Source organism: Pseudomonas sp. S11P7 (assembly GCF_023195435.1).
Classification (GTDB): Bacteria; Pseudomonadota; Gammaproteobacteria; order Pseudomonadales; family Pseudomonadaceae; genus Aquipseudomonas; species Aquipseudomonas fluorescens_G.
The window spans coordinates 4,135,050-4,154,042 of sequence record NZ_JALPKS020000002.1 but is presented as its reverse complement, the minus strand read 5'-3'; the positions used below and the strand labels follow the sequence as shown (position 1 = coordinate 4,154,042).

The 18,993-nt window shown below is 59.1% G+C and carries 19 protein-coding genes; 3 read left to right on the top strand and 16 right to left on the bottom strand.

Annotated features, from left to right (window positions below):
* Window positions 1–69: 69 nt before the first annotated feature.
* The 3 genes from M0746_RS19100 to nhaA all read right to left on the bottom strand — a co-directional run bounded on the left by M0746_RS19100 (window position 70) and on the right by nhaA (window position 2,387).
* The gene (locus M0746_RS19100; protein ID WP_258450242.1) at window positions 70–810 is read right to left on the bottom strand and encodes a zeta toxin family protein; all 741 of its coding nucleotides are present in this window, start codon (window positions 808–810) and stop codon (window positions 70–72) included.
* Window positions 807–1,076 (bottom strand): hypothetical protein, encoded by a 270-nt coding sequence (locus M0746_RS19095; RefSeq protein WP_258450241.1) that lies wholly within the window; start codon window positions 1,074–1,076, stop codon window positions 807–809. The genes M0746_RS19100 and M0746_RS19095 overlap by 4 nt, the downstream gene beginning before the upstream one ends.
* A 123-nt stretch (window positions 1,077–1,199) precedes the next feature.
* Window positions 1,200–2,387, bottom strand: a complete 1,188-nt coding sequence (gene nhaA, locus M0746_RS19090) for a Na+/H+ antiporter NhaA (RefSeq protein ID WP_258450240.1) — start codon at window positions 2,385–2,387, stop codon at window positions 1,200–1,202.
* A gap of 251 nt (window positions 2,388–2,638) precedes the next feature.
* Between nhaA and M0746_RS19085 the strand changes: the two genes are divergently transcribed.
* Entirely contained in the window at window positions 2,639–3,733 is a 1,095-nt protein-coding gene (locus M0746_RS19085; protein WP_394599312.1) for a PLP-dependent cysteine synthase family protein, read from the top strand.
* 113 nt (window positions 3,734–3,846) lie between these two features.
* Here M0746_RS19085 and M0746_RS19080 read toward each other — a convergent pair whose 3' ends face one another.
* The 3 genes from M0746_RS19080 to M0746_RS19070 all read right to left on the bottom strand — a co-directional run bounded on the left by M0746_RS19080 (window position 3,847) and on the right by M0746_RS19070 (window position 6,870).
* The gene (locus M0746_RS19080) at window positions 3,847–5,460 is read right to left on the bottom strand and encodes an NAD(P)/FAD-dependent oxidoreductase (protein ID WP_258450239.1); all 1,614 of its coding nucleotides are present in this window, start codon (window positions 5,458–5,460) and stop codon (window positions 3,847–3,849) included.
* A 97-nt stretch (window positions 5,461–5,557) separates the two neighbouring features.
* Window positions 5,558–6,211: a COG3650 family protein gene (locus M0746_RS19075; RefSeq protein ID WP_258450238.1), complete on the bottom strand. Its 654-nt coding sequence runs from the start codon at window positions 6,209–6,211 to the stop codon at window positions 5,558–5,560.
* Between the two features lie 59 nt (window positions 6,212–6,270).
* Window positions 6,271–6,870 carry a short chain dehydrogenase gene (locus M0746_RS19070; RefSeq protein WP_258450237.1) on the bottom strand — a complete coding sequence of 200 codons (600 nt, stop codon included), beginning with the start codon at window positions 6,868–6,870 and terminating at the stop codon, window positions 6,271–6,273.
* A 104-nt stretch (window positions 6,871–6,974) separates the two neighbouring features.
* Between M0746_RS19070 and M0746_RS19065 the strand changes: the two genes are divergently transcribed.
* On the top strand, window positions 6,975–7,889 hold the full coding sequence (locus tag M0746_RS19065) for a LysR family transcriptional regulator (RefSeq protein WP_258450236.1): 915 nt from the start codon (window positions 6,975–6,977) through the stop codon (window positions 7,887–7,889).
* 110 nt (window positions 7,890–7,999) lie between these two features.
* Here the strand turns inward: M0746_RS19065 and M0746_RS19060 are convergent, their stop codons facing one another.
* The 9 genes from M0746_RS19060 to M0746_RS19020 form a co-directional block, all read right to left on the bottom strand.
* A complete protein-coding gene (locus M0746_RS19060) occupies window positions 8,000–8,476 on the bottom strand; it encodes a DoxX family protein (RefSeq protein WP_258450235.1) in 477 nt (158 codons plus the stop codon).
* The gene (locus M0746_RS19055; protein ID WP_258450234.1) at window positions 8,473–9,231 is read right to left on the bottom strand and encodes an HvfC/BufC N-terminal domain-containing protein; all 759 of its coding nucleotides are present in this window, start codon (window positions 9,229–9,231) and stop codon (window positions 8,473–8,475) included. Before M0746_RS19055 ends, M0746_RS19060 begins: the two co-directional genes overlap by 4 nt.
* Window positions 9,228–10,115 (bottom strand): MNIO family bufferin maturase, encoded by an 888-nt coding sequence (gene bufB / locus M0746_RS19050; protein ID WP_258450233.1) that lies wholly within the window; start codon window positions 10,113–10,115, stop codon window positions 9,228–9,230. Before bufB ends, M0746_RS19055 begins: the two co-directional genes overlap by 4 nt.
* A gap of 25 nt (window positions 10,116–10,140) precedes the next feature.
* Entirely contained in the window at window positions 10,141–10,446 is a 306-nt protein-coding gene (locus M0746_RS19045; protein ID WP_258450232.1) for a BufA1 family periplasmic bufferin-type metallophore, read from the bottom strand.
* Window positions 10,447–10,739: 293 nt separating this feature from the next.
* Window positions 10,740–11,441, bottom strand: a complete 702-nt coding sequence (locus M0746_RS19040) for an ABC transporter ATP-binding protein (protein WP_003222380.1) — start codon at window positions 11,439–11,441, stop codon at window positions 10,740–10,742.
* Window positions 11,442–12,209 (bottom strand): high-affinity branched-chain amino acid ABC transporter ATP-binding protein LivG, encoded by a 768-nt coding sequence (gene livG / locus M0746_RS19035; RefSeq protein WP_016771357.1) that lies wholly within the window; start codon window positions 12,207–12,209, stop codon window positions 11,442–11,444. It abuts the gene before it with no gap.
* Window positions 12,206–13,462 carry a high-affinity branched-chain amino acid ABC transporter permease LivM gene (locus M0746_RS19030; RefSeq protein ID WP_258450231.1) on the bottom strand — a complete coding sequence of 419 codons (1,257 nt, stop codon included), beginning with the start codon at window positions 13,460–13,462 and terminating at the stop codon, window positions 12,206–12,208. The genes livG and M0746_RS19030 overlap by 4 nt, the downstream gene beginning before the upstream one ends.
* Entirely contained in the window at window positions 13,459–14,382 is a 924-nt protein-coding gene (livH, locus tag M0746_RS19025; protein WP_016771355.1) for a high-affinity branched-chain amino acid ABC transporter permease LivH, read from the bottom strand. The genes M0746_RS19030 and livH overlap by 4 nt, the downstream gene beginning before the upstream one ends.
* A gap of 230 nt (window positions 14,383–14,612) precedes the next feature.
* Complete coding sequence (locus M0746_RS19020; RefSeq protein ID WP_258450230.1) at window positions 14,613–15,740, bottom strand: branched-chain amino acid ABC transporter substrate-binding protein; 1,128 nt, start codon at window positions 15,738–15,740, stop codon at window positions 14,613–14,615.
* A 350-nt stretch (window positions 15,741–16,090) separates the two neighbouring features.
* Between M0746_RS19020 and M0746_RS19015 the strand changes: the two genes are divergently transcribed.
* Entirely contained in the window at window positions 16,091–16,411 is a 321-nt protein-coding gene (locus M0746_RS19015; RefSeq protein WP_258450229.1) for a DUF2288 domain-containing protein, read from the top strand.
* A 303-nt stretch (window positions 16,412–16,714) separates the two neighbouring features.
* Here the strand turns inward: M0746_RS19015 and M0746_RS19010 are convergent, their stop codons facing one another.
* Complete coding sequence (locus M0746_RS19010; protein ID WP_258450228.1) at window positions 16,715–18,907, bottom strand: hypothetical protein; 2,193 nt, start codon at window positions 18,905–18,907, stop codon at window positions 16,715–16,717.
* Window positions 18,908–18,993 lie beyond the last annotated feature (86 nt).

Sequence of the window (18,993 nt, the reverse complement as noted above, 5' to 3'; positions counted from 1 at the left end):
TAGGACGTGTCGCTAAAGACGTGGGGATAGTTCGACTTGAGCTAGGGCCAAGCTTGAAATGAGGCCAACCTAAAGCAATTTATCCAGAACGAACTGCTTGAACCAAGGCGGCTGTGTGTCTGATTTGATCTCTATCAGTTCGCCATCCGTAATTTCCGCTATCTGCGTCAGGCCCCCACTGCCTTCATCAGAGTTATCGAAAATATAGGCTCGGTTGGAGGCCAGGATCGCTTCGGATAAAAGCTCCAGGGATCGCCAGTATCGAGCTTCAATTTTTTCAGCAGGAACGTTATGCCCGCCTTGGGAAACGCGGTATGCAACTCTCGCAATATTGATCTGCGGGTCCGCTGTTGCAACATAATAGACGTATACCCTATAGCCGGATTTATTCGCTTCAGCGAGGAGTCTGACTTTATCTGCGGAGGACATGACGGTTTCGAACGTGAAGCTGATGCGCTCTTTTATCAGTGATCTACGGATGAAGTCGCAGAGTGCTGACGCAACGTACGAGTCGATTTCAGTATGCGAAAAGTTGAGCCGGACTCCATCAATTGCGAGGTCATCAAGCTTTGCCTGCGAGTGAGGTGATTTTTTCAGTAGGGGATGAGTACGGAGAAAGTCGAAAAGCTCCGCTTTGTGTGCTTCGATGCGATATGAACTGAAATCAAAGTACCCGGTGTCTTTGATTGAGCGTTCGATGTCGTCAGGATTTATATAATTGCCCAACAGGTGCGCAGGGACGAGTCGATTGAATGTGCTTTTCCCGGATCCGTTTGGTCCCGCAAATATCCGTATTCTCGGTGTGCTCAAGAATTAACCTGTTTTGATGATTTGTTGATGTGCAGACGTGTTCCGCTTTTCAGATTGCCGTAGGCACCAATCGACCGTAAAACGATGGAACTCTTCCCGGTCACTTCAAGCAGTTGACCATCCTTTGCAACAAGCACCGCAGCGCCGTTTGCGAGGGCCATTTTATAGGCGTTGCTGAAGGCCTTCAGAGCGATGTCGGGAATTCGCGACTCTTGAACGGCAATCTGATCGTCAGTCATTTGGCGTTTTTCGGTTTTGCGCGACATGAATGACTCCAAAAAGGTGTGCTGAGTAGATGTCTTTTTCCTACGCATGATATAGCACGTTTGCAAGGTTTATAGCTAAGCCCCTCGTCTGTTGAAGGGCTGTGCCTTTAACCGCAATAAACCTCAGGAGATTTGTTGCGCACCCCTGCGACTCGCCGCCGCCGTCACCGCATAACCAATCAACGCCGCGAGAATCGAGCCAGTCAGAATGCCCATCCGGTCCATACCCGCGTAGTCGCTCACGCCTGGTTCGAAGGCCAGTGAGCCGACGAACAGGCTCATGGTGAAGCCGATGCCGCAGAGGATCGCCACGCCGAGAATCTGGCCCCAGTTGGCGCCTTGGGGCAGCGCGGCGATACCGACTTTTACCGCAAGCCAGGTCAGGCCGAACACGCCTACGGTTTTGCCCAATAGCAGGCCGATGGCGATCCCCATCGGTACGTCGTGGGTAAAGCTCTCAACGGTGACGCCGCTCAGCGACAGACCGGCGTTGGCGAAGGCGAACAGCGGCAGGATGCCGTAGGCGACCCAGGGATGCAGCGCGTGCTCAAGGGTCAACAGCGGCGATGGTTCGGCATTTTTCGTACGCAAGGGAATGCAGAACGCCAGCGTCACACCGGCCAGCGTCGCGTGGACGCCGCTCTTGAGCACGCAGACCCACAGGATCAGACCGATGATCATGTACGGCCCGAGCTTGACCACGCCGAGGCGGTTCATTGCGACCAGCGAGGCGATGCACGCCGCCGCGAGGCCCAGCGACAGGGTCGAGAGTTCGCCGGAGTAGAAGATCGCGATGATCACGATGGCGCCAAGGTCATCGATGATCGCCAGGGTCATCAGGAACAGCTTCAGCGACACCGGTACGCGTTTGCCGAGCAGGGCGAGTACGCCGAGGGCGAAGGCGATGTCGGTGGCGGTCGGGATCGCCCAGCCGCTGAGGGCGGCAGGGTTGTCACGGTTGAGAAACCAGTAGATCAACGCCGGTATCAGCATGCCGCCGACGGCCGCCGCACCGGGCAAAACGATCTGCGAGGGCTTGGACAACTGGCCGTCGAGGACTTCGCGCTTCACTTCCAGGCCGATCAGCAGGAAGAACATCGCCATCAGGCCATCGTTGATCCACAGCAGCAGCGGCTTGGCGATTTTCAACGCACCGACCTGCGCCACCACCGGCGTGTCGAGCAGGCCGGTGTACAGCCACGACAGCGGCGAATTGTTGATAATCAGCGCGAGAATGGCTGCGGCGATCAATAACAGACCGCTGGCAGCTTCCAACTGAAAGAAACGCGTGAAAGTGCTACGCAGAGGCAAGGTCGCTCTCCATCGAATCGTTAAAAAAGGTAGAACACCCTAACCCGTACGGTTAGTTGTTAAAACAAAAGTTATATTCTTTTTTGTTATATGTCGTTACAAGGCTTTTGGTCCCAGCCACGCTGAGCCTAGCAGTTGCCGGACACATTGAGACTCAGCTGTATCTGTGCGCGCTAGCGGATTTTTCCTAAGCTGATCAGCGAGCCTCATAAAGAGGCTGATTCCTGCCCGGTTCAACGAGAAGCCTGACCATGAGCGACAACCGACAGTGGGCCCGCGAGGCCATCCGCATCATCGAGGCGGATTTCCAGCGCAGCGCCGATACCCACCTGATCCCCTTGCCGCTGCCGGGTTTTGCCGGTATCGAGTTGTACTTCAAGGATGAGTCCAGCCATCCGACCGGCAGCCTCAAGCATCGCCTGGCCCGCTCGCTGTTTCTGTATGCGTTGTGTAACGGCTGGTTGAAGTCCGGTGCGCCGGTGATCGAGGCGTCCAGCGGCTCGACGGCGATTTCCGAAGCGTACTTCGCACGGATGTTGGGGTTGCCGTTCATTGCAGTGATGCCGGCGACCACGTCGAAAGAGAAGATCGCGCAGATCGCGTTTTACGGTGGCCAGAGCCATCTGGTGCAAGACCCGACGCAGATCTACGCCGAATCCGAGCGCCTGGCTCGCGAACACGGCGGCCATTTCATTGATCAGTTCACTTATGCCGAACGCGCCACCGACTGGCGGGCGAACAACAATATCGCCGAATCGATCTTTCAGCAGATGCGCTATGAAAAACATCCGGAGCCGAGCTGGCTGATTTCCAGCCCCGGCACTGGCGGCACCACCGCAACGCTTGGTCGTTACGTGCGCTATCGCCAGCACTGCACCCGCGTGTTGTGCGCCGACGCCGAGCGCTCGGTGTTCTTCGACTATTACCAAAGCGGCGATGCCAGTCTGCGCCTGGAGTGCGGTTCGCGCATCGAAGGCATTGGCCGGCCGCGGGTGGAGGCGTCGTTTCTGCCGAAGGTCATCGATGCGATGGTCAAAGTGCCGGACGCCCTGTCGCTGGCGGCCATGCATTACCTGGCGCAGCGCCTGGGCCGGCATGTCGGCGGCTCGAGCGGGACCAACCTGATCGGCGCGCTGATGGCGGCGCAGCAGATGAAGGCGGCGGGGGAGTCGGGGTCGATCGTGGCGATACTGTGCGATGGCGGCGAGCGCTATGCCGACACCTATTACGATCAGGCCTGGCTGCAGGCGCAGGGGTACGAGTTGGAAGGTTTGATTGAAGCGGTGACGGCCAGCGCCGAGCGCGGAGAGCAACTACCGACCTCAGTCCTGCGCGCGAATATCTGACACACCGCAATCAAATGTAGGAGTGAGCCTGCTCGCGATCGCGGTAATCCAGTCAACTTAAGTGTTGAATGTTATTGCGCTATCGCGAGCAGGCTCACTCCTACAGGGATATGTCAGTCAGTTAGGCCGAGAATATCCCGCGCCACCGCCTCGGCAATCCGGATCCCGTCCACGCCCGCCGAAAGAATCCCGCCGGCATAACCCGCGCCTTCGCCCGCCGGGAACAGGCCTTTGACGTTCATGCTCTGCAGCGACTCGTTGCGGGTGATGCGCAGCGGCGACGATGTGCGCGTTTCGATCCCGGTCAGCACCGCGTCGTGCAACGAATAACCACGAATCTGCTTCTCGAACGCCGGCAACGCTTCACGGATCGCTTCAATGGCAAAGTCCGGCAGGGCCAGGGCCAGATCGCCCAACGCCACACCCGGTTTGTACGACGGCTCGACTTCGCCCAGTTCGGTCGAAGGTTTGCCATTGATGAAGTCGCCGACCAGTTGCGCCGGAGCCTTGTAGTCGCTGCCGCCAAGGATGAACGCGTGGGATTCCAGACGCTCCTGCAACTCGATGCCGGCCAGCGGGCCGCCCGGATAATCGACTTCCGGGGTGATGCCGACGACGATGCCCGAGTTGGCATTGCGCTCGTTACGCGAGTACTGGCTCATGCCATTGGTGACCACGCGGTTCGGCTCCGAGGTCGCCGCGACCACGGTGCCGCCCGGGCACATGCAGAAGCTGTAGACCGAACGGCCGTTCTTGGCGTGGTGCACCAGTTTGTAATCGGCGGCGCCGAGTTTCGGGTGTCCGGCGTACTTGCCCAAACGTGCTCGGTCGATCAGCGATTGCGGGTGTTCGATACGGAAACCTACCGAAAACGGTTTGGCTTCCATGAACACGCCACGGCTGTGCAGCATGCGGAAGGTGTCGCGGGCGCTGTGGCCGAGGGCCAGAACCACATGCTTCGAATGCAGGGTTTCGCCGCTGGCCAGTTGCACGCCGACCAGTTGGCCGTCTTCGATCAGCACGTCGGAAACGCGCTCCTGAAAGCGCACTTCACCGCCCAGTTCGCGGATCTGCTCACGCATGTTTTCAACCATGCCGGTGAGACGGAACGTACCGATGTGCGGCTTGCTGACGTAGAGGATTTCTTCCGGCGCGCCGGCCTTGACGAACTCGTGCAGGACTTTGCGCCCGAGGAATTTCGGGTCCTTGATCTGGCTGTACAGCTTGCCGTCGGAGAACGTCCCCGCGCCGCCTTCGCCGAACTGCACGTTGGACTCGGGGTTGAGCACGCTTTTGCGCCACAGGCCCCAGGTGTCTTTGGTGCGCTGACGCACTTCAGTGCCGCGTTCGAGAATGATCGGCTTGAAGCCCATCTGTGCCAGGAAAAGACCTGCGAAGATCCCGCACGGGCCGAAACCGACGACGATCGGGCGCTGGCCCAGGTCGCCAGGCGCCTGGCCGACAAATTTGTAGCTGACATCCGGCGCCACGTTGACGTTGCGGTCATCAGAGAACTTGCCCAGCACCCTGGCCTCGTCGCGCAGGCTGAGGTCGATGGTGTAGATGAAACACAGCTCGGAAGATTTCTTGCGCGCGTCGTAGCTGCGCTTGAACAAGGTGAAATCGAGCAGCTCATCGCTGGCGATGCCCAGGCGTTGCACGATGGCCGCGCGCAGGTCTTCTTCGGGATGGTCGATGGGCAGCTTGAGTTCGGTGATTCGTAACATGGCGGGGATCCGGGTTCGCGGGGCGCACAACTGCGCCAGGGCGTTTGAAGGCGGCGATTATAAGCCGCAACGGCCGGATCGGGTGAGGCTAAAACGCTCAGTCGTTGCGCGATCCGCCGAAATACCCGCAACCACGCTGCACCTGGCCGTCGATGCGCAACTCGGCGCTCATGTGCTGCACGCTGCCGGTGCTGCTGTCGACGCAGCGTTGCGGGGCGACCCACAATTCGATGCGCTGGTTGTTGGCTTCGCTGCTGAGGTTGAAACGACCGTCTCCCAGTTGTTCCTCGACATATGGCACGGCCAGCGGTGGCTGACCCTCACGCTCGATGACCATGCCCTTGCCGCTGACCTTGACGTTCCATTCCGGGCCGTGGCCGGCAGCACGCAGAATCAACAATTTGAAATTCGGATCATCACAAGCGCTGCCGGAGCGTTCGACCCGATACAGCTGGGTCAGATCGAGGCGATCGCCAACGACCTTGCCGCGCACATCGGCGAACAGCTTGCCTTGCTCGTCGGCCAGCGTCGCGGCTTCCTGCAATACGCTGGTGCCGCCGATGTCATTGACCACCAGTTGACGCTGCTCCTGACACGGCTGAAACACCAGCTTGCCGTCAGCCGCGGTCAGTTGCCCCTGCATTCGTGTCTGTCCGACGTGCGAAGCACTTTCGCGCTGGCCATCGAACAACTGGCAGGCGGCAAACAACGGCAGCAGGGCAACAACGATCAACGAACGGGCGACACGCATCTTTGGCTCTCCAGACAAGTGTCGCCACGTTACGCAGCCTGACCGTTCATCACAAGGGGTCAACCGACGTGAAATGTCTGCCCGGTTTGCAGGCCTTCGACACTTTTGGCGTAGGCCAATGCCACTTCCGCCGCAGGAACAGACTTGAAGCCGCGGAAGTAAGGCGCGTATTTACCCAAGGCTTCCGTCAGGACGGTCGGGCTTACAGAGTTGATTCTTAAACCGCGCGGCAATTCGATCGCGGCGGCACGGACGAAGCTGTCCAGCGCGCCATTCACCAGGGCTGCCGAGGCGCCGCTGCGAATCGGATCGTGGCTGAGCACGCCGGTGGTGAAGGTGAACGAGGCGCCGTCATTGGCGAACTCGCGGCCGATCAGCAGCAGATTGACCTGGCCCATCAATTTGTCTTTCAGGCCGAGGGCAAAGCTGTCGTCGCTCATTTCGTTCAGCGGTGCGAAGGTAACGTTGCCCGCCGCGCAGATCAGCGCATCGAACTTGCCGGTCTGTTCGAACAGCTTGCGAATCGACGCGCTGTCGCTGATATCGACTCGCAAGTCGCCGCTGTTACGGCCGATACGAATGACTTCGTGACGTTGCGACAGTTCTTTGTCCACCGCCGAACCGATGGTGCCACCAGCACCTATCAACAGAATCTTCATCGAGCTGTACCTCAAGTGATTGAACAAGGTTTCAGTCTAGGGTGGTTTTTCTCGTGGATAAGCGCACTAATAGGCAACCTTTGGTTTTCAAATGGAAACAATCCATGAGCGAAATGGATGATCTGGCAGCGTTCGCCGTGTTGATCGAAGCCGGCAGCTTTACCTTGGCCGCGCAGCAATTAGGTTGCAGCAAGGGCCAGTTGTCCAAGCGCATCAGCCAGCTCGAAGCGCAGTTTTCGGTGGTCCTGCTGCAACGCACCACCCGGCGTTTGAGCCTGACGGCGGCGGGCGCGGCGTTGTTGCCGCAAGCGCAGGCACTGGTGGTTCAGGTGGAACGGGCGCGTCAGGCACTGGCACGGCTCAAGGACGACATGGCCGGTCCGGTGCGGATGACAGTGCCGGTGTCGCTCGGGGAAACCTTTTTCGATGGCTTGCTGCTGGAGTTCTCGCAGCAGTACCCCGAGGTGCAGATCGAGCTGGAGTTGAGTAACAGCTACCGCGATCTGTCGCGCGACGGTTTCGATCTGGCGATCCGCTCCGAGGTGGCCAATGACCAACGCCTGGTGGCCCGGCCGCTGCTGGCATGGCAGGAGATGACCTGTGCCAGCCCGGCCTATCTCGAACGTTACGGCGAGCCGACGACCCCGCAGCAACTGGTCGAACACCGCTGCCTGCTCAACAGCCATTACAGCGGCCGCGAAGAATGGCTGTATCACCAGCAACATGAATTATTGCGGGTGCGGGTCTCTGGCCCGTTCGCCAGCAACCATTACAGCCTGCTGAAAAAAGCCGCGCTCACCGGTGCCGGCATCGCCCGACTGCCTTCCTATCTGCTGCAGACGGAGCTGGCCGATGGGCGCTTACGCTGGCTCCTGCGCGATTTCCAGACCCGGCGCATGCCGATGTTGCTGGTGCATCCATATCAGGGTGGTTTGCCGAAGCGCACGCAGGTGCTGGCGGATTATCTGATGGGCTGGTTCAAGCGCAGTGGCGAGGCGCTGGATCGACTCCAGCGCTGATGTGATTTCCCTGTGGGAGCGAGCCTGCTCGCGAATGCGTCAGTTCAGTCGATACCGATGTTTAATGACACACCGCTTTCGCGAGCAGGCTCGCTCCCACAGAGGTGATCCTATTTTGCGAAACGGCGGGCAATCAGGTGATCGATCGACAATTTCCCCGGCCCGGTCGTCATCAAATACAGCAGCACCGCCGCCCAGGTGCCGTGGGTCGGGTACGCGTCGGGATAGACGAAAATCTGGATGGTCAGGGTCATGCCCAGCAGCGCCAGCGCTGAAAAACGCGTCGCCAGACCGATCAGGATCAGCACCGGGAAAAAATGCTCAGCGAACGCAGCCAGATACGCGGCGATTTCAGGCGACAGCAGCGGCAGATTGTATTCACTCTGGAACAACGGAATCGTCGAGTCCGCCAGACGCGGCCAACCCAGTTGAAATGTGCCGTCAATCAGGTCGATCGCCAAGCCTTCGACCTTGGTCTGCCCGGATTTCCAGAACACCGCAGCGATCGAGAAACGTGCGATGAAGGCAATGAGGCTGTGCGGGATTTTTTCCAGCAGGGTGATGGCGCGCAGGATAAGACTGTTCATGGCAACTCCTTGTAGTTCAGTTGAATGATCGCGTTGTGCGCAATCAGCAAGGCGAGGGTTTGGGCAAGATCGAAGGGCGGGCTGTTTTCGGCCGCCGCGAGTAACGGCTGGTCATTTCTCAGCTGACGGATAAACACGCTGGCGCCCTCGTCCAAGGCAAACACTTCAACGTCGAGACCGTTGCGCAGCACCAGTGCGTGTTGCCCTTGATTCAGGCCAATGTCCGCCAGGCTTTGCGCCTGCTGATGCGCGGCCCAGATAGCCACCACGGCAAACGCGGAATCGAGCAGGTGCAGGGACGGATGCAGCCCGAAGGTCAATCCGCTCAAGGTTTGTGGGCTGGCGAGGGCGGTGCTGATGTGCTCCGGCTGGATGGGTTGTGCGTCGGCCGCGTGATAGGCGACGACGCGCAAATGCTCGAGGCGGGCGACGTCGGCGACATAAGGCACGCCGGCAATCGGTTCGAACTGCGCGATGAAGTCGGCGAACGTGTCGCCGTAGCGGTTCATCAGCGGACTTTGTGGCGGTTGGCTGCGGATGAAAACCGCGGCCATGGCGCGGAAGAATTCCTCGCCCACCAACTGCTGCACCACCGGATAACTGTCGGCCAGGGCATTGATCAGCGATGCCTGCACGTTGTTGCGATACACCGCGAAACGGCTCGCCGGGTCGGCACCGTTGGCGCTGCGCAGACCGTCGGGGCAGGGCAGGCGTGGATCAATCAGCGCGGCGGCGAAAGCGCTTTGTGTGCTCATGTGCGGCCTCCGCTTGCCAGCAAGAGGCGCTCGGCCTGTCGCGCCTCGGCCAGCAATACCTCGAACGCCGGCACATGATTGTCGCGCTCGATCAGCGTCGCCACTGGGCCGATGCGCTCCAGTACCTGGCGATACAATTGCCAGACCGCTTGATCGATCGGCGCGCCGTGATCGTCAATCAGCAAACGATCACCGAGGCTGTCGCAATCTTCGGCGAACCCGGCCAGATGAATCTCGCCGACCGCATGCAACGGCAGGGCCGCGAGATAGGCCAGCGGGTCGCGCTGATGATTGATGCACGAGACGTAGACGTTGTTCACGTCGAGCAGCAGACCACAGCCGCTGCGGCGAATGACCTCAGCGATGAAATCCGGCTCATCAATAGTCGAGCGTTCGAAACCCAGATAAGTTGCCGGATTTTCCAGCAGCATCGGCCGCTTGAGGCTGTTCTGGACCTGATCGATGTGCGCGCAGACGCGGTCAAGCGTGGGCGTGTCGTAGGCCAGCGGGAGCAGGTCATTGAGAAACACCGGGCCGTGGCTCGACCAGGCCAGGTGTTCGGAAAAGGAATGCGGTTGATAGCGTTCAATCAGTTCGGCCAGGCGCTTGAGGTGTTGTTGATCCAGCGGCGATTCAGCACCGATGGACAAACCGACACCGTGCAGCGACAGCGGATACTGCTCGCGGATCAAACCGAGAAAATGATGAAACGGGCCGCCGGCCACCATGTAGTTTTCGGCGTGGACTTCGAAGAAGCCGAGGTCCGGTGATGAACCGAGCACTTGTTGAAAGTGCCCGGTCTTGAGGCCCAGCCCGGCACGGGGCGGGAGCCCGGTGAGGGCTGCCTGAGTGCGCGCAAGGATATGGTCGTGGTCGCTGAACATGATCGTCACTCAGGCAGGCCGCGGATCAGGACTTGGCTTTGAACGCTTCAAGCTGACCGAAACCGGTCGGCGAGGTTTTGCTTTCGGTGGTGGCGCAGGTGCCCTTCGGAACGTGTTTCCAGGCGTTGGCCTGGTAGTCCATTTTCGCTGTGCCGGCGCAGGTGGTGCCTGCACCTGCGGCGCAGTCGTTCTTGCCTTTCATGGCCACGCCGAAGCATTTTTCCATGCTGGCATCGGCGGCTTGAGCGGTGGAGACGGTGGCGATGCTCAGCGCGGAACCAAGGGCCAGAACCAGAGCGGTGGCGGACAGGGTGCGAGTGGTAGCAGTCATGGTGTTTCTCCAGGTTTTATCAGGGTGTCTGCAAGTGCTTTTGCGCTTGCTTGTCCCTCTAGAGAAAGGTCGGGGGATGCGTTACAGGTGGGGCGAGAAATTTATGAAAATATCTTGGATTCACAGGTATCCCTGTGGGAGCGAGCCTGCTCGCGAAGGCGTCGTGTCAGGCCCCCATAAGTTGAATGACACACCGCTTTCGCGAGCAGGCTCGCTCCCACAGGGGTTACCTTGGCGGTCCGCAGGCACAAAAAAAACGGCCCGAAGGCCGTTTTTTTGTTCAGCGATAACACTCAACCACCCAGATACGCCTCGCGCACTTTCGGGTCGGTCAGCAGCGCTTCACCGGTGCCTTGCATGACCACGCGACCGTTCTCCAGAACGTAGGCGCGGTCGGCGATTTTCAGCGCCTGGTTGGCGTTCTGCTCGACCAGGAACACCGTCACCCCGTCCTTGCGCAGTTGTTCGATGATGTCGAAGATCTGCTGGATGATGATCGGTGCCAGGCCCAGCGACGGCTCGTCGAGCAGCAGCAGCTTGGGCTTGCTCATCAGCGCGCGGCCGATGGCGAGCATTTGCTGTTCGCCGCCGGACATGGTGCCGCCGCGCTGGTTGAAGCGTTCTTTCAGGCGCGGGAACAGGCCGAGGACCTTGTCCATCTGCTCCTGATAGTCGCCCTTGTCGGTGAAGAAACCGCCCATGGACAGGTTCTCTTCCACGGTCAGACGAGCGAATACCCGGCGACCTTCAGGGACCACGGCGATGCTCTTGCGCATGATCTGCGACGAGTCCTGGCCGACCAGTTCCTCACCCATGTAGCGGATGCTGCCGCTGTGCGCCTGCGGCGAACCGCAGAGCGTCATCAGCAGCGTGGACTTGCCGGCACCGTTGGCGCCGATCAGCGTGACGATCTCGCCCTGACGGACTTCGACGTTGACGCTGTGCAGGGCCTGGATCTTGCCGTAGAAGGTGGAAACGTTTTCGAACTGCAGCATTTACGCTTCCCCCAGGTAGGCTTTGATCACTTCAGGATTGTCGCGGATCTGTTCCGGCGTGCCGTCGGCCAACGGCGTACCCTGGTTGATCACGACGATGTGGTCGGAAATGCTCATGACCAGTTTCATGTCGTGCTCGATCAGCAGCACGGTGACGTTGTGCTCTTCACGCAGTACGCCGATCAGCGCCTTGAGGTCTTCGGTCTCTTTCGGGTTGAGGCCGGCGGCCGGTTCGTCGAGCATGAGGATCCGCGGGCGGGTCATCATGCAGCGGGCGATCTCCAGACGCCGTTGCTGGCCGTAGGCGAGGGTGCCGGCGGTGCGGTTGGCGAACTCTTTGAGGTTGACCTTTTCCAGCCAGTACTCGGCAAACTCCATCGCCTCGCGCTCGCTTTTGCGGAACGCCGGGGTCTTGAACAGACCGGACAGGAAGTTGGTGTTCAAGTGGCGATGCTGGGCGATCAGCAGGTTCTCGACCGCGGTCATGTCCTTGAACAGCCGCACGTTCTGGAACGTACGCACCACGCCTTTGAGCGCGATCTTGTGGCCGGGCAGGCCCTGGATCGGCTCGCCATCGAGCAGGATGCTGCCGCCGGTAGGCTGATAGAAGCCGGTCAGGCAGTTGAACACAGTGGTCTTGCCCGCGCCGTTCGGCCCGATCAGCGCAACCACTTGTTTCTCTTTGACGGTCAAGGCCACACCGTTGACCGCGAGCAAACCGCCGAAGCGCATGCTCAGGTTTTCGACTTTAAGGATCTCGCGGCTCATTTGCGCAACTCCATGTGTGGGCGTTGCATCGGCAGCAGACCTTGTGGACGCCAGATCATCATCAACACCATCAGGGCACCGAACATCAACATGCGGTACTCGCTGAACTCACGCATCATTTCCGGCAACAGGATCATCACGATCGCCGCCAGGATCACGCCCAGCTGCGAGCCCATGCCACCCAGCACGACGATGGCGAGAATGATCGCCGACTCGATGAAGGTGAACGACTCCGGCGTGACCAGGCCCTGACGCGCAGCGAAGAAGCTGCCGGCAAAACCGGCAAACGCGGCACCGAGGGTGAACGCGGAAAGCTTGATCACGGTCGGGTTCAGACCCAGCGCACGGCAGGCAATTTCGTCTTCACGCAGCGCTTCCCACGCACGACCGATCGGCATGCGCAGCAAACGGTTGATCACGAACAGCGCAGCCAGTGCCAGCAACAGCGCAACGAGGTAAAGGAAAATCACCTTGTTGATCGAGTTGTATTGCAGGCCGAAATACTCGTGAAACGTCTGCAGGCCTTCAGCCGCTTTACGCTCGAAGGTCAGACCGAAGAACGTCGGTTTTTCGATGTTGCTGATGCCGTTCGGGCCGCCGGTGATATCGGTCAGGTTGCGCAGGAACAGACGGATGATCTCACCGAAACCCAAGGTCACAATTGCCAGATAGTCACCGCGCAGGCGCAACACCGGGAAGCCCAGCAGGAAGCCGAACGTCGCCGCCATCAGGCCGGCAATCGGCAGGCAGATCCAGAAGCTCAAGCCGTAGTAGTGCGACAGCAGCGCGTAGCTGTAGGCGCCGACGGCATAGAAACCGACGTAACCGAGGTCGAGCAGACCGGCCAGACCGACGACGATGTTCAAGCCCAGGCCGAGCATCACGTAGATCAGGATCAGCGTGGCGATGTCCACCGCGCCGCGTGAACCGAAGAACGGCCACACCAGGGCAACGATGATCAGCGCAATGATGAAGTAACGCTGAGTGGTCGGCAGGGTCAGGAAGTTGCTGGCCTTGGCCGGGATCAGCGGCATACCAGGCGAGGAACGCCAGGCTTTGCTGATCTGCTGATTGAACAGCACGCGCAGGAACATCAGCACCGAGCAGATCGCGATGGTCGCGAGCACTGCAGGGCTGGTGTTGTGCACTTCCAGATTGATGCCGACGATGGTCAGTTTCAGACCGAGTACCGGGTAGGCCACGGCCCACACCAGCAAAGCGCTGAACAGCGCCTGTTTAAGATTCCTAGTCATACTTTCTCAACCTCCGGACGGCCCAGAATGCCGGTCGGACGGAACAACAGCACCAGAACCAGCAAGCCGAACGCCACGACGTCCTTGTACTGGTCGCCGAAGATATCGGCACCGAACGCTTCTGCTACACCGAGCACCAACCCGCCGAGCATCGCGCCGGGAATGCTGCCGATGCCGCCCAGTACCGCAGCGGTGAAAGCCTTGAGGCCGACGAGGAAACCGGCGTTCGGGTTGATCACGCCGTATTGCATGCTCAACAGAACAGCCGCAACGGCTGCCAGCGCAGCACCGATGACGAAGGTGAGGGCGATGATGTTGTTGGTGTTGATGCCGAGCAGGTTGGCCATCTTGATGTCCTCGGCACAGGCGCGGCAGGCGCGGCCCAGACGAGAACGGGAGATGAACAGGGTCAGGCCGAGCATGGCGATCAGCGTGACGACGAAGACCACGATCTGCATGTAGGAAATCAGCACTTCTTGTGCGCCACCCGGACCGAAGGCGAAGTTGCCCGGGATCAGGTTGGGGATTGCTTTGTCCTTGGAGTCTTGCGCCAGCAGAACGGTGTTCTGCAGGAAGATCGACATACCGATGGCGGAGATCAGCGGGATCAGACGGTTGCTGCCGCGCAGGGGGCGGTAGGCAATGCGTTCGATGCTGTAACCGTAGGAACTGGTGACGACGATACTGGCGATGAACGCCGCAGTCATCAGCAGCGGGACACTGTCGAGTCCCATCATGGTCAGCCCGGCGATGGCGATGAACGCCACGTAGGAACCGATCATGTACACCTCGCCGTGGGCGAAGTTGATCATTCCAATGATGCCGTAGACCATCGTGTAGCCGATGGCGATCAAGGCATACATGCTGCCAACGTTGAGGCCGTTAACCAGCTGTTGGAAGAAGTGATAGAGGTCAGGCATTACAGCGCTCCTAAAAACCTGATACGCATTTCACTGGTGGAGTCATTTTCCCGCCCGGCCCCGTGGATCTCTATCCACTTCGAATCCGGGTTTTGCCAGCGAACCGCTGATGACGGTTTTGAGATTTTCAGGTGGGCAGACTGGCGGATCACGCCAGCGCGGCCCATACATTCGTAAAACAAAGCCCACGGCACGCCGTGGGCTTTATTGGCAGTCAGTCAGGCAGCGCCTTACTGAGGCGAAACTTCAGTTTTAGGTTTGCCGTTGTGCCACTCGTAAACCACGAATTTGAAGTCTTTCAGGTCGCCCTTGGCGTCGAAGCTCAGGTCACCGGTCGGGGTCTTGAACGAACCCTTGTGGATCGCTTCGGCAACTTTGGTGGCGTCTTCGGACTTGGCAGCGGTGATACCGGCGGCAATCACTTCAACCGCGGAGTAGGACGGGAACACGAACGGGCCGCTCGGGTCTTCCTTCTTCGCTTTGAACGCGTCAGCCAGGGCAACGTTGGCCGGATCCTGGTCGAAGGATTTCGGCAGGGTCACCAACAGACCTTCGGAGGCGTCCTTGGCAATCTGGGTGATCGAGTCGTTACCCACGCCTTCCGGACCCATGAACTTGGCTTTCAGGCCCTTTTCCTGTGCTTGACGCAGGATCAGACCCAGCTCCGGGTGGTAGCCGCCGTAGTAGACGAAGTCGACACCGGCTTGCTTGAGCTTGGCGATGATCGCCGAGAAGTCCTTGTCGCCGGCATTGACGCCTTCGAACACGGCAACCTTGGTGCCTTTCTTCTCGAGGGTCGATTTCACCGCAGTGGCGATGCCTTCACCGTACTGCTGTTTGTCGTGCAGCACGCCAACCACTTTCGGTTTCACGTAATCGGCGATGTAGTTACCGGCCGCAGGGCCCTGGGCGCTGTCCAGACCGATGGTACGGAAGATCATTTTGTAGCCACGGGCGGTGATTTCCGGGCTGGTGGCAGCCGGGGTGATCATGATCACGCCTTCGTCTTCGTAGATGTCCGAAGCTGGCTGAGTAGAGCTGGAGCACAGGTGACCGACCACGAACTTGACGCCGTCGTTGACGACCTTGTTCGCTACCGCTACCGCTTGTTTCGGATCGCAGGCATCGTCGTATTCAACGGCTTCGAGTTTCTTGCCGTCGACGCCGCCCTTGGCGTTGATTTGCTCGATGGCCATTTTCGCGCCACTGAACTGCATGTCGCCGTATTGGGCTACTGGACCGGTTTTAGGGCCGGCGATACCGATTTTGATGGTGTCAGCTGCGAACGAATGGCTGGCAACCCCGGCCAGAACCATAGCGGCAAACAGTTTGGAAATCTGCTTAGTAGCCTTAGTCATAGTGCTCCACTCTTACTGTTGTATTTTTTAGAGTTCTGGCGCCGTAGCAGCAGAACCGGGTCAGATATCTTTGCGACATCCTCCGGAAATGCCCCGGCAACTGTACCGGTACAGTGTAGAGCGCCGCTTGTTCAACTGGGAAGCGGGCGCCAAGGGGCAAAACCTGGAGGTGTCGCTTTTTTGAATGAAAAAGACAGAATTGCGGCGGGGCGTTTGTAGGCATATAGCTCAAACAGCAGCATTCCCTGGCGTTCCTGCTCTTTTCGTTCGGTGCAGCCATTTGCAACCGGGTTTTTCTGGCGGACCACCAACGTTATGATTCGCGTCGATTTCTTTTCCGGACAGAGCCCATGAATCAAGAACCTAGCACCCTCTATGCCAAGCTGCTTGGGGAAACCGCATCTATCACCTGGAAAGAGTTGGAGCCGTTCTTCGCCAAGGGTGCTCTATTGTGGGTCGCCCCTGAGCTGGATTTGATCGCCGCTGCCGAGGCCGTGGCGTCTGACGAAGGCGAGAAAGTCGCGGCCTGGCTGGCCGACGACAAGGTCGCCAAGCTGTCTGAAACGCGGGCGCTGGATATTTTCGAGCGCGATCCACAGCTGTGGGCAGTCGTCGTTTCACCGTGGATTCTGATCCAGGAAAGGGCGACCCCTGCAAGCGACGCACCTTGATGGTGCGACTGGTCACCGGCGAAAAGTGTGTAGCGGAGTAGCGTGATGGCACGTTGCCGTAGAGAAACGCCACAGACGAGTCTCACTTCACGGTGACGTAAACGTAACGGGAACAGTTGATCGAGCGGCCTGAGGGTCGCTTAATTGTTTCTGGATGTTGGAAAGGCTGAAATCTTTAGTGAATTTGAAGGCCCCATCGCTGGCAAGCCAGCTCCCACAGTGTCCGGGTGAGCACAAATATTGTGAGCACCACAAAATCTGTGGGAGCTGGCTTGCCAGCGATAGAGGCGACTCGGTTTCTGATCAGACCGAGTAAGTCTTCCCGGTATGGTTATTCAGGGAAATCACCTTGGTCTTGCCGATCCGGTGACGGTAGATCTCGCGCAGGTACTTGATCGACTTCTTCACACAATCGCGCGACAGGCGAATGTCGTTGATCGAGACGAACTTGTCTTTGTCGTTGATCAATTCCCGGTACTTTTTCTCGTACATCGGTTTGATCGCGTACCAGTTGGTGTCGAGGATCTTCGCCGGGTTTTCGAATTCGTTGAGCAAGTCGTCGATGCGGTCTTCGTCAAACTCTTCCTGAATGATGAAATCGAGAATCGAATTGTCCAGCGTCTCGTCGAAACGGTACGGGGTCTTGGCGAAGCAACGCTTGATGAACGCCACGATCAGGGTCAGGAAATCGTCCGACAGGCACGGGCTCTTGGCGATCAGGGTGGTCAGCGACAGGTTCGCCGAAGCGCCGATCACCAGCGCGTAACGTTTGAGCGTGGTGTTGGGGAACAGGCTGTTGAGGTGGGTCTTCAGCCGGTTCAGGTCCATGTACGACAGCTTGTAGTCCTTGGGCAGCGAGACGATCGAAACCACCGACGAGCAGTTCTTGAAGAAGTGCAGGTCATGCAGGGCGGCGGCGTCGTAGCCGGAATTCTTGTACTGCTCCAGCGACGCGCGATAACGCTTGGACTCGATCGGCAGCAGGCTGATGCCTTCAATGGCCTGGGTGACCTTGTTGAAATGCGGCAGGTCGATCGAGCGGAAGAACAGATCGTCGATGTTCAGGCGCTGCGGCTCTTTTTCAAAAACCTTGAACTTGTCGCTGCTCGGCGGCGGGGTTTCCGGCACCACCGATTCGGCGTAGGCAATCGCCACCGGGCCGGCCAGGCTCATGAACAGGTCGTTGGCGTCCAGGCGAATGGTCTCGCCGATGTCGATGCCGGCGCGGCGGAAGTAGTTCTGGTCGTAGTCGGTGGTCACGGCCTGCGCGGTAAGAATGTTGAAAATCTGCTGCGAGATGTACTGGTTGGCGTGCTTTTCCATCGCATTGACATCAATGTTCTGGATGTTGCCGTCATCGCTTTCTTCGGCGTACCGCATGATGTCGTTGGAGATCAGCATCATCGCGTTCCACGGGCGAATCCGTCCCATGACGCTGGCTTCGCTGCTGTCTTCGTTGGCGAAGTTGTAAGAGAAATCCCATTCCTCAGAAAGGTATTTGCACAGCAGACGCCCGGCGTTGATGTGCAGCGCCTCGGACATTTCGCTGCGGTGATCGGAAATGTTTGGCAGCACGCAGATGCCGCTGGTGAAGATCGGCTCGAACACGAACGAATGACCGCTTTTGCCGTCGTGTTCGTCCATCGGCTTGGTGTCGAACGTCTTGTTCATGTACGAGTGCTGCTGGGCCAGCCCGAATTCCGAGGCCATGCCCGAACCGGTACCGCCGCCGGCACTGAAAATCGAAAAGTACAGGCGCGACTGGTTGGCTTTGATGCCGCAGCTGTCGATCAGGTACGAGTGGATCATTTTCCAGTCGGGGCTGGAAAAGCGCTGGGTGTCCTTGTTGAGGATGATCTTCGCCAGATACTGGCCGAGGATCGGCGCGTTACCGGCGCCACCGGCGTGGACTTCGGACAAGTCCATGATCTTCATCTTGCTGTAGTCGCGCAGGAAGCCGCTTTTTTCGCCCTTGCGCGAGAAACGGATGCGTCCGGCGATGTCCTTGTCGAGGTCGCCGAGCATCACCAGCGGTTCGACCAGAAACACCGGTTTGGTCGACTTGTTGGTGCCGATGCGCAGGTTGTTTTTGATCCACTGCGCCGGGCTGTAGCCTTTGTCGGCGAGACGGCGGCCGGCCGGGCGATCTTCGTTGTTGAATTCGTTGAGGTAGAACTTGCGCGCGTTGTACACCAGCTCCGCGACGTCGAGGGCGATGTTGGAGCCGCAGCGACCGAGGCCGATCAGGCACACCGAAGGAAACTCCTGATCGTTGTGCTGTTCGTTATCGCCTTCCAGGTGCGGCGGGCGCGGGAACACCAGATCGCGCAGGCCGTCGAGGTTGTCGAGGATGCGGTCGGTATTGGTTTCGGTGAAGTACAGGTATTGCTGGGTCGACAGCGGACGCGCGGGTTGCGCAGGCTTGGTCGGGCTGTTGGCGGCGGGGCTGGAGGTCAGGTCGGAAATCGCAGTGGCAGGATTGTTTTTGGATGTCATGGTGCGCCATGTACCTGGACTGGGTTGGCCCGATGACCGATGTCAGCGAACCTCACGGAATAGGATCTCGCGTCTTTTTTGCGCGA

What these genes read in the sequence shown, in the direction of transcription:
- M0746_RS19040 (WP_003222380.1), bottom strand. Translation starts at nt 11,441, where the DNA reads ATGCTGCAGTTCGAAAACGTTTCCACCTTCTACGGCAAGATCCAGGCC.
- M0746_RS19095 (WP_258450241.1), bottom strand. Translation starts at nt 1,076, where the DNA reads ATGTCGCGCAAAACCGAAAAACGCCAAATGACTGACGATCAGATTGCC.
- M0746_RS19070 (WP_258450237.1), bottom strand. Translation starts at nt 6,870, where the DNA reads ATGAAGATTCTGTTGATAGGTGCTGGTGGCACCATCGGTTCGGCGGTG.
- livH (WP_016771355.1), bottom strand. Translation starts at nt 14,382, where the DNA reads ATGCCTGACCTCTATCACTTCTTCCAACAGCTGGTTAACGGCCTCAAC.
- bufB (WP_258450233.1), bottom strand. Translation starts at nt 10,115, where the DNA reads ATGTTCAGCGACCACGACCATATCCTTGCGCGCACTCAGGCAGCCCTC.
- M0746_RS19055 (WP_258450234.1), bottom strand. Translation starts at nt 9,231, where the DNA reads ATGAGCACACAAAGCGCTTTCGCCGCCGCGCTGATTGATCCACGCCTG.
- livG (WP_016771357.1), bottom strand. Translation starts at nt 12,209, where the DNA reads ATGAGCCGCGAGATCCTTAAAGTCGAAAACCTGAGCATGCGCTTCGGC.
- M0746_RS19075 (WP_258450238.1), bottom strand. Translation starts at nt 6,211, where the DNA reads ATGCGTGTCGCCCGTTCGTTGATCGTTGTTGCCCTGCTGCCGTTGTTT.
- M0746_RS19045 (WP_258450232.1), bottom strand. Translation starts at nt 10,446, where the DNA reads ATGACTGCTACCACTCGCACCCTGTCCGCCACCGCTCTGGTTCTGGCC.
- M0746_RS19065 (WP_258450236.1), top strand. Translation starts at nt 6,975, where the DNA reads ATGAGCGAAATGGATGATCTGGCAGCGTTCGCCGTGTTGATCGAAGCC.
- M0746_RS19015 (WP_258450229.1), top strand. Translation starts at nt 16,091, where the DNA reads ATGAATCAAGAACCTAGCACCCTCTATGCCAAGCTGCTTGGGGAAACC.
- M0746_RS19030 (WP_258450231.1), bottom strand. Translation starts at nt 13,462, where the DNA reads ATGACTAGGAATCTTAAACAGGCGCTGTTCAGCGCTTTGCTGGTGTGG.
- M0746_RS19085 (WP_394599312.1), top strand. Translation starts at nt 2,639, where the DNA reads ATGAGCGACAACCGACAGTGGGCCCGCGAGGCCATCCGCATCATCGAG.
- M0746_RS19060 (WP_258450235.1), bottom strand. Translation starts at nt 8,476, where the DNA reads ATGAACAGTCTTATCCTGCGCGCCATCACCCTGCTGGAAAAAATCCCG.
- M0746_RS19010 (WP_258450228.1), bottom strand. Translation starts at nt 18,907, where the DNA reads ATGACATCCAAAAACAATCCTGCCACTGCGATTTCCGACCTGACCTCC.
- M0746_RS19020 (WP_258450230.1), bottom strand. Translation starts at nt 15,740, where the DNA reads ATGACTAAGGCTACTAAGCAGATTTCCAAACTGTTTGCCGCTATGGTT.
- M0746_RS19080 (WP_258450239.1), bottom strand. Translation starts at nt 5,460, where the DNA reads ATGTTACGAATCACCGAACTCAAGCTGCCCATCGACCATCCCGAAGAA.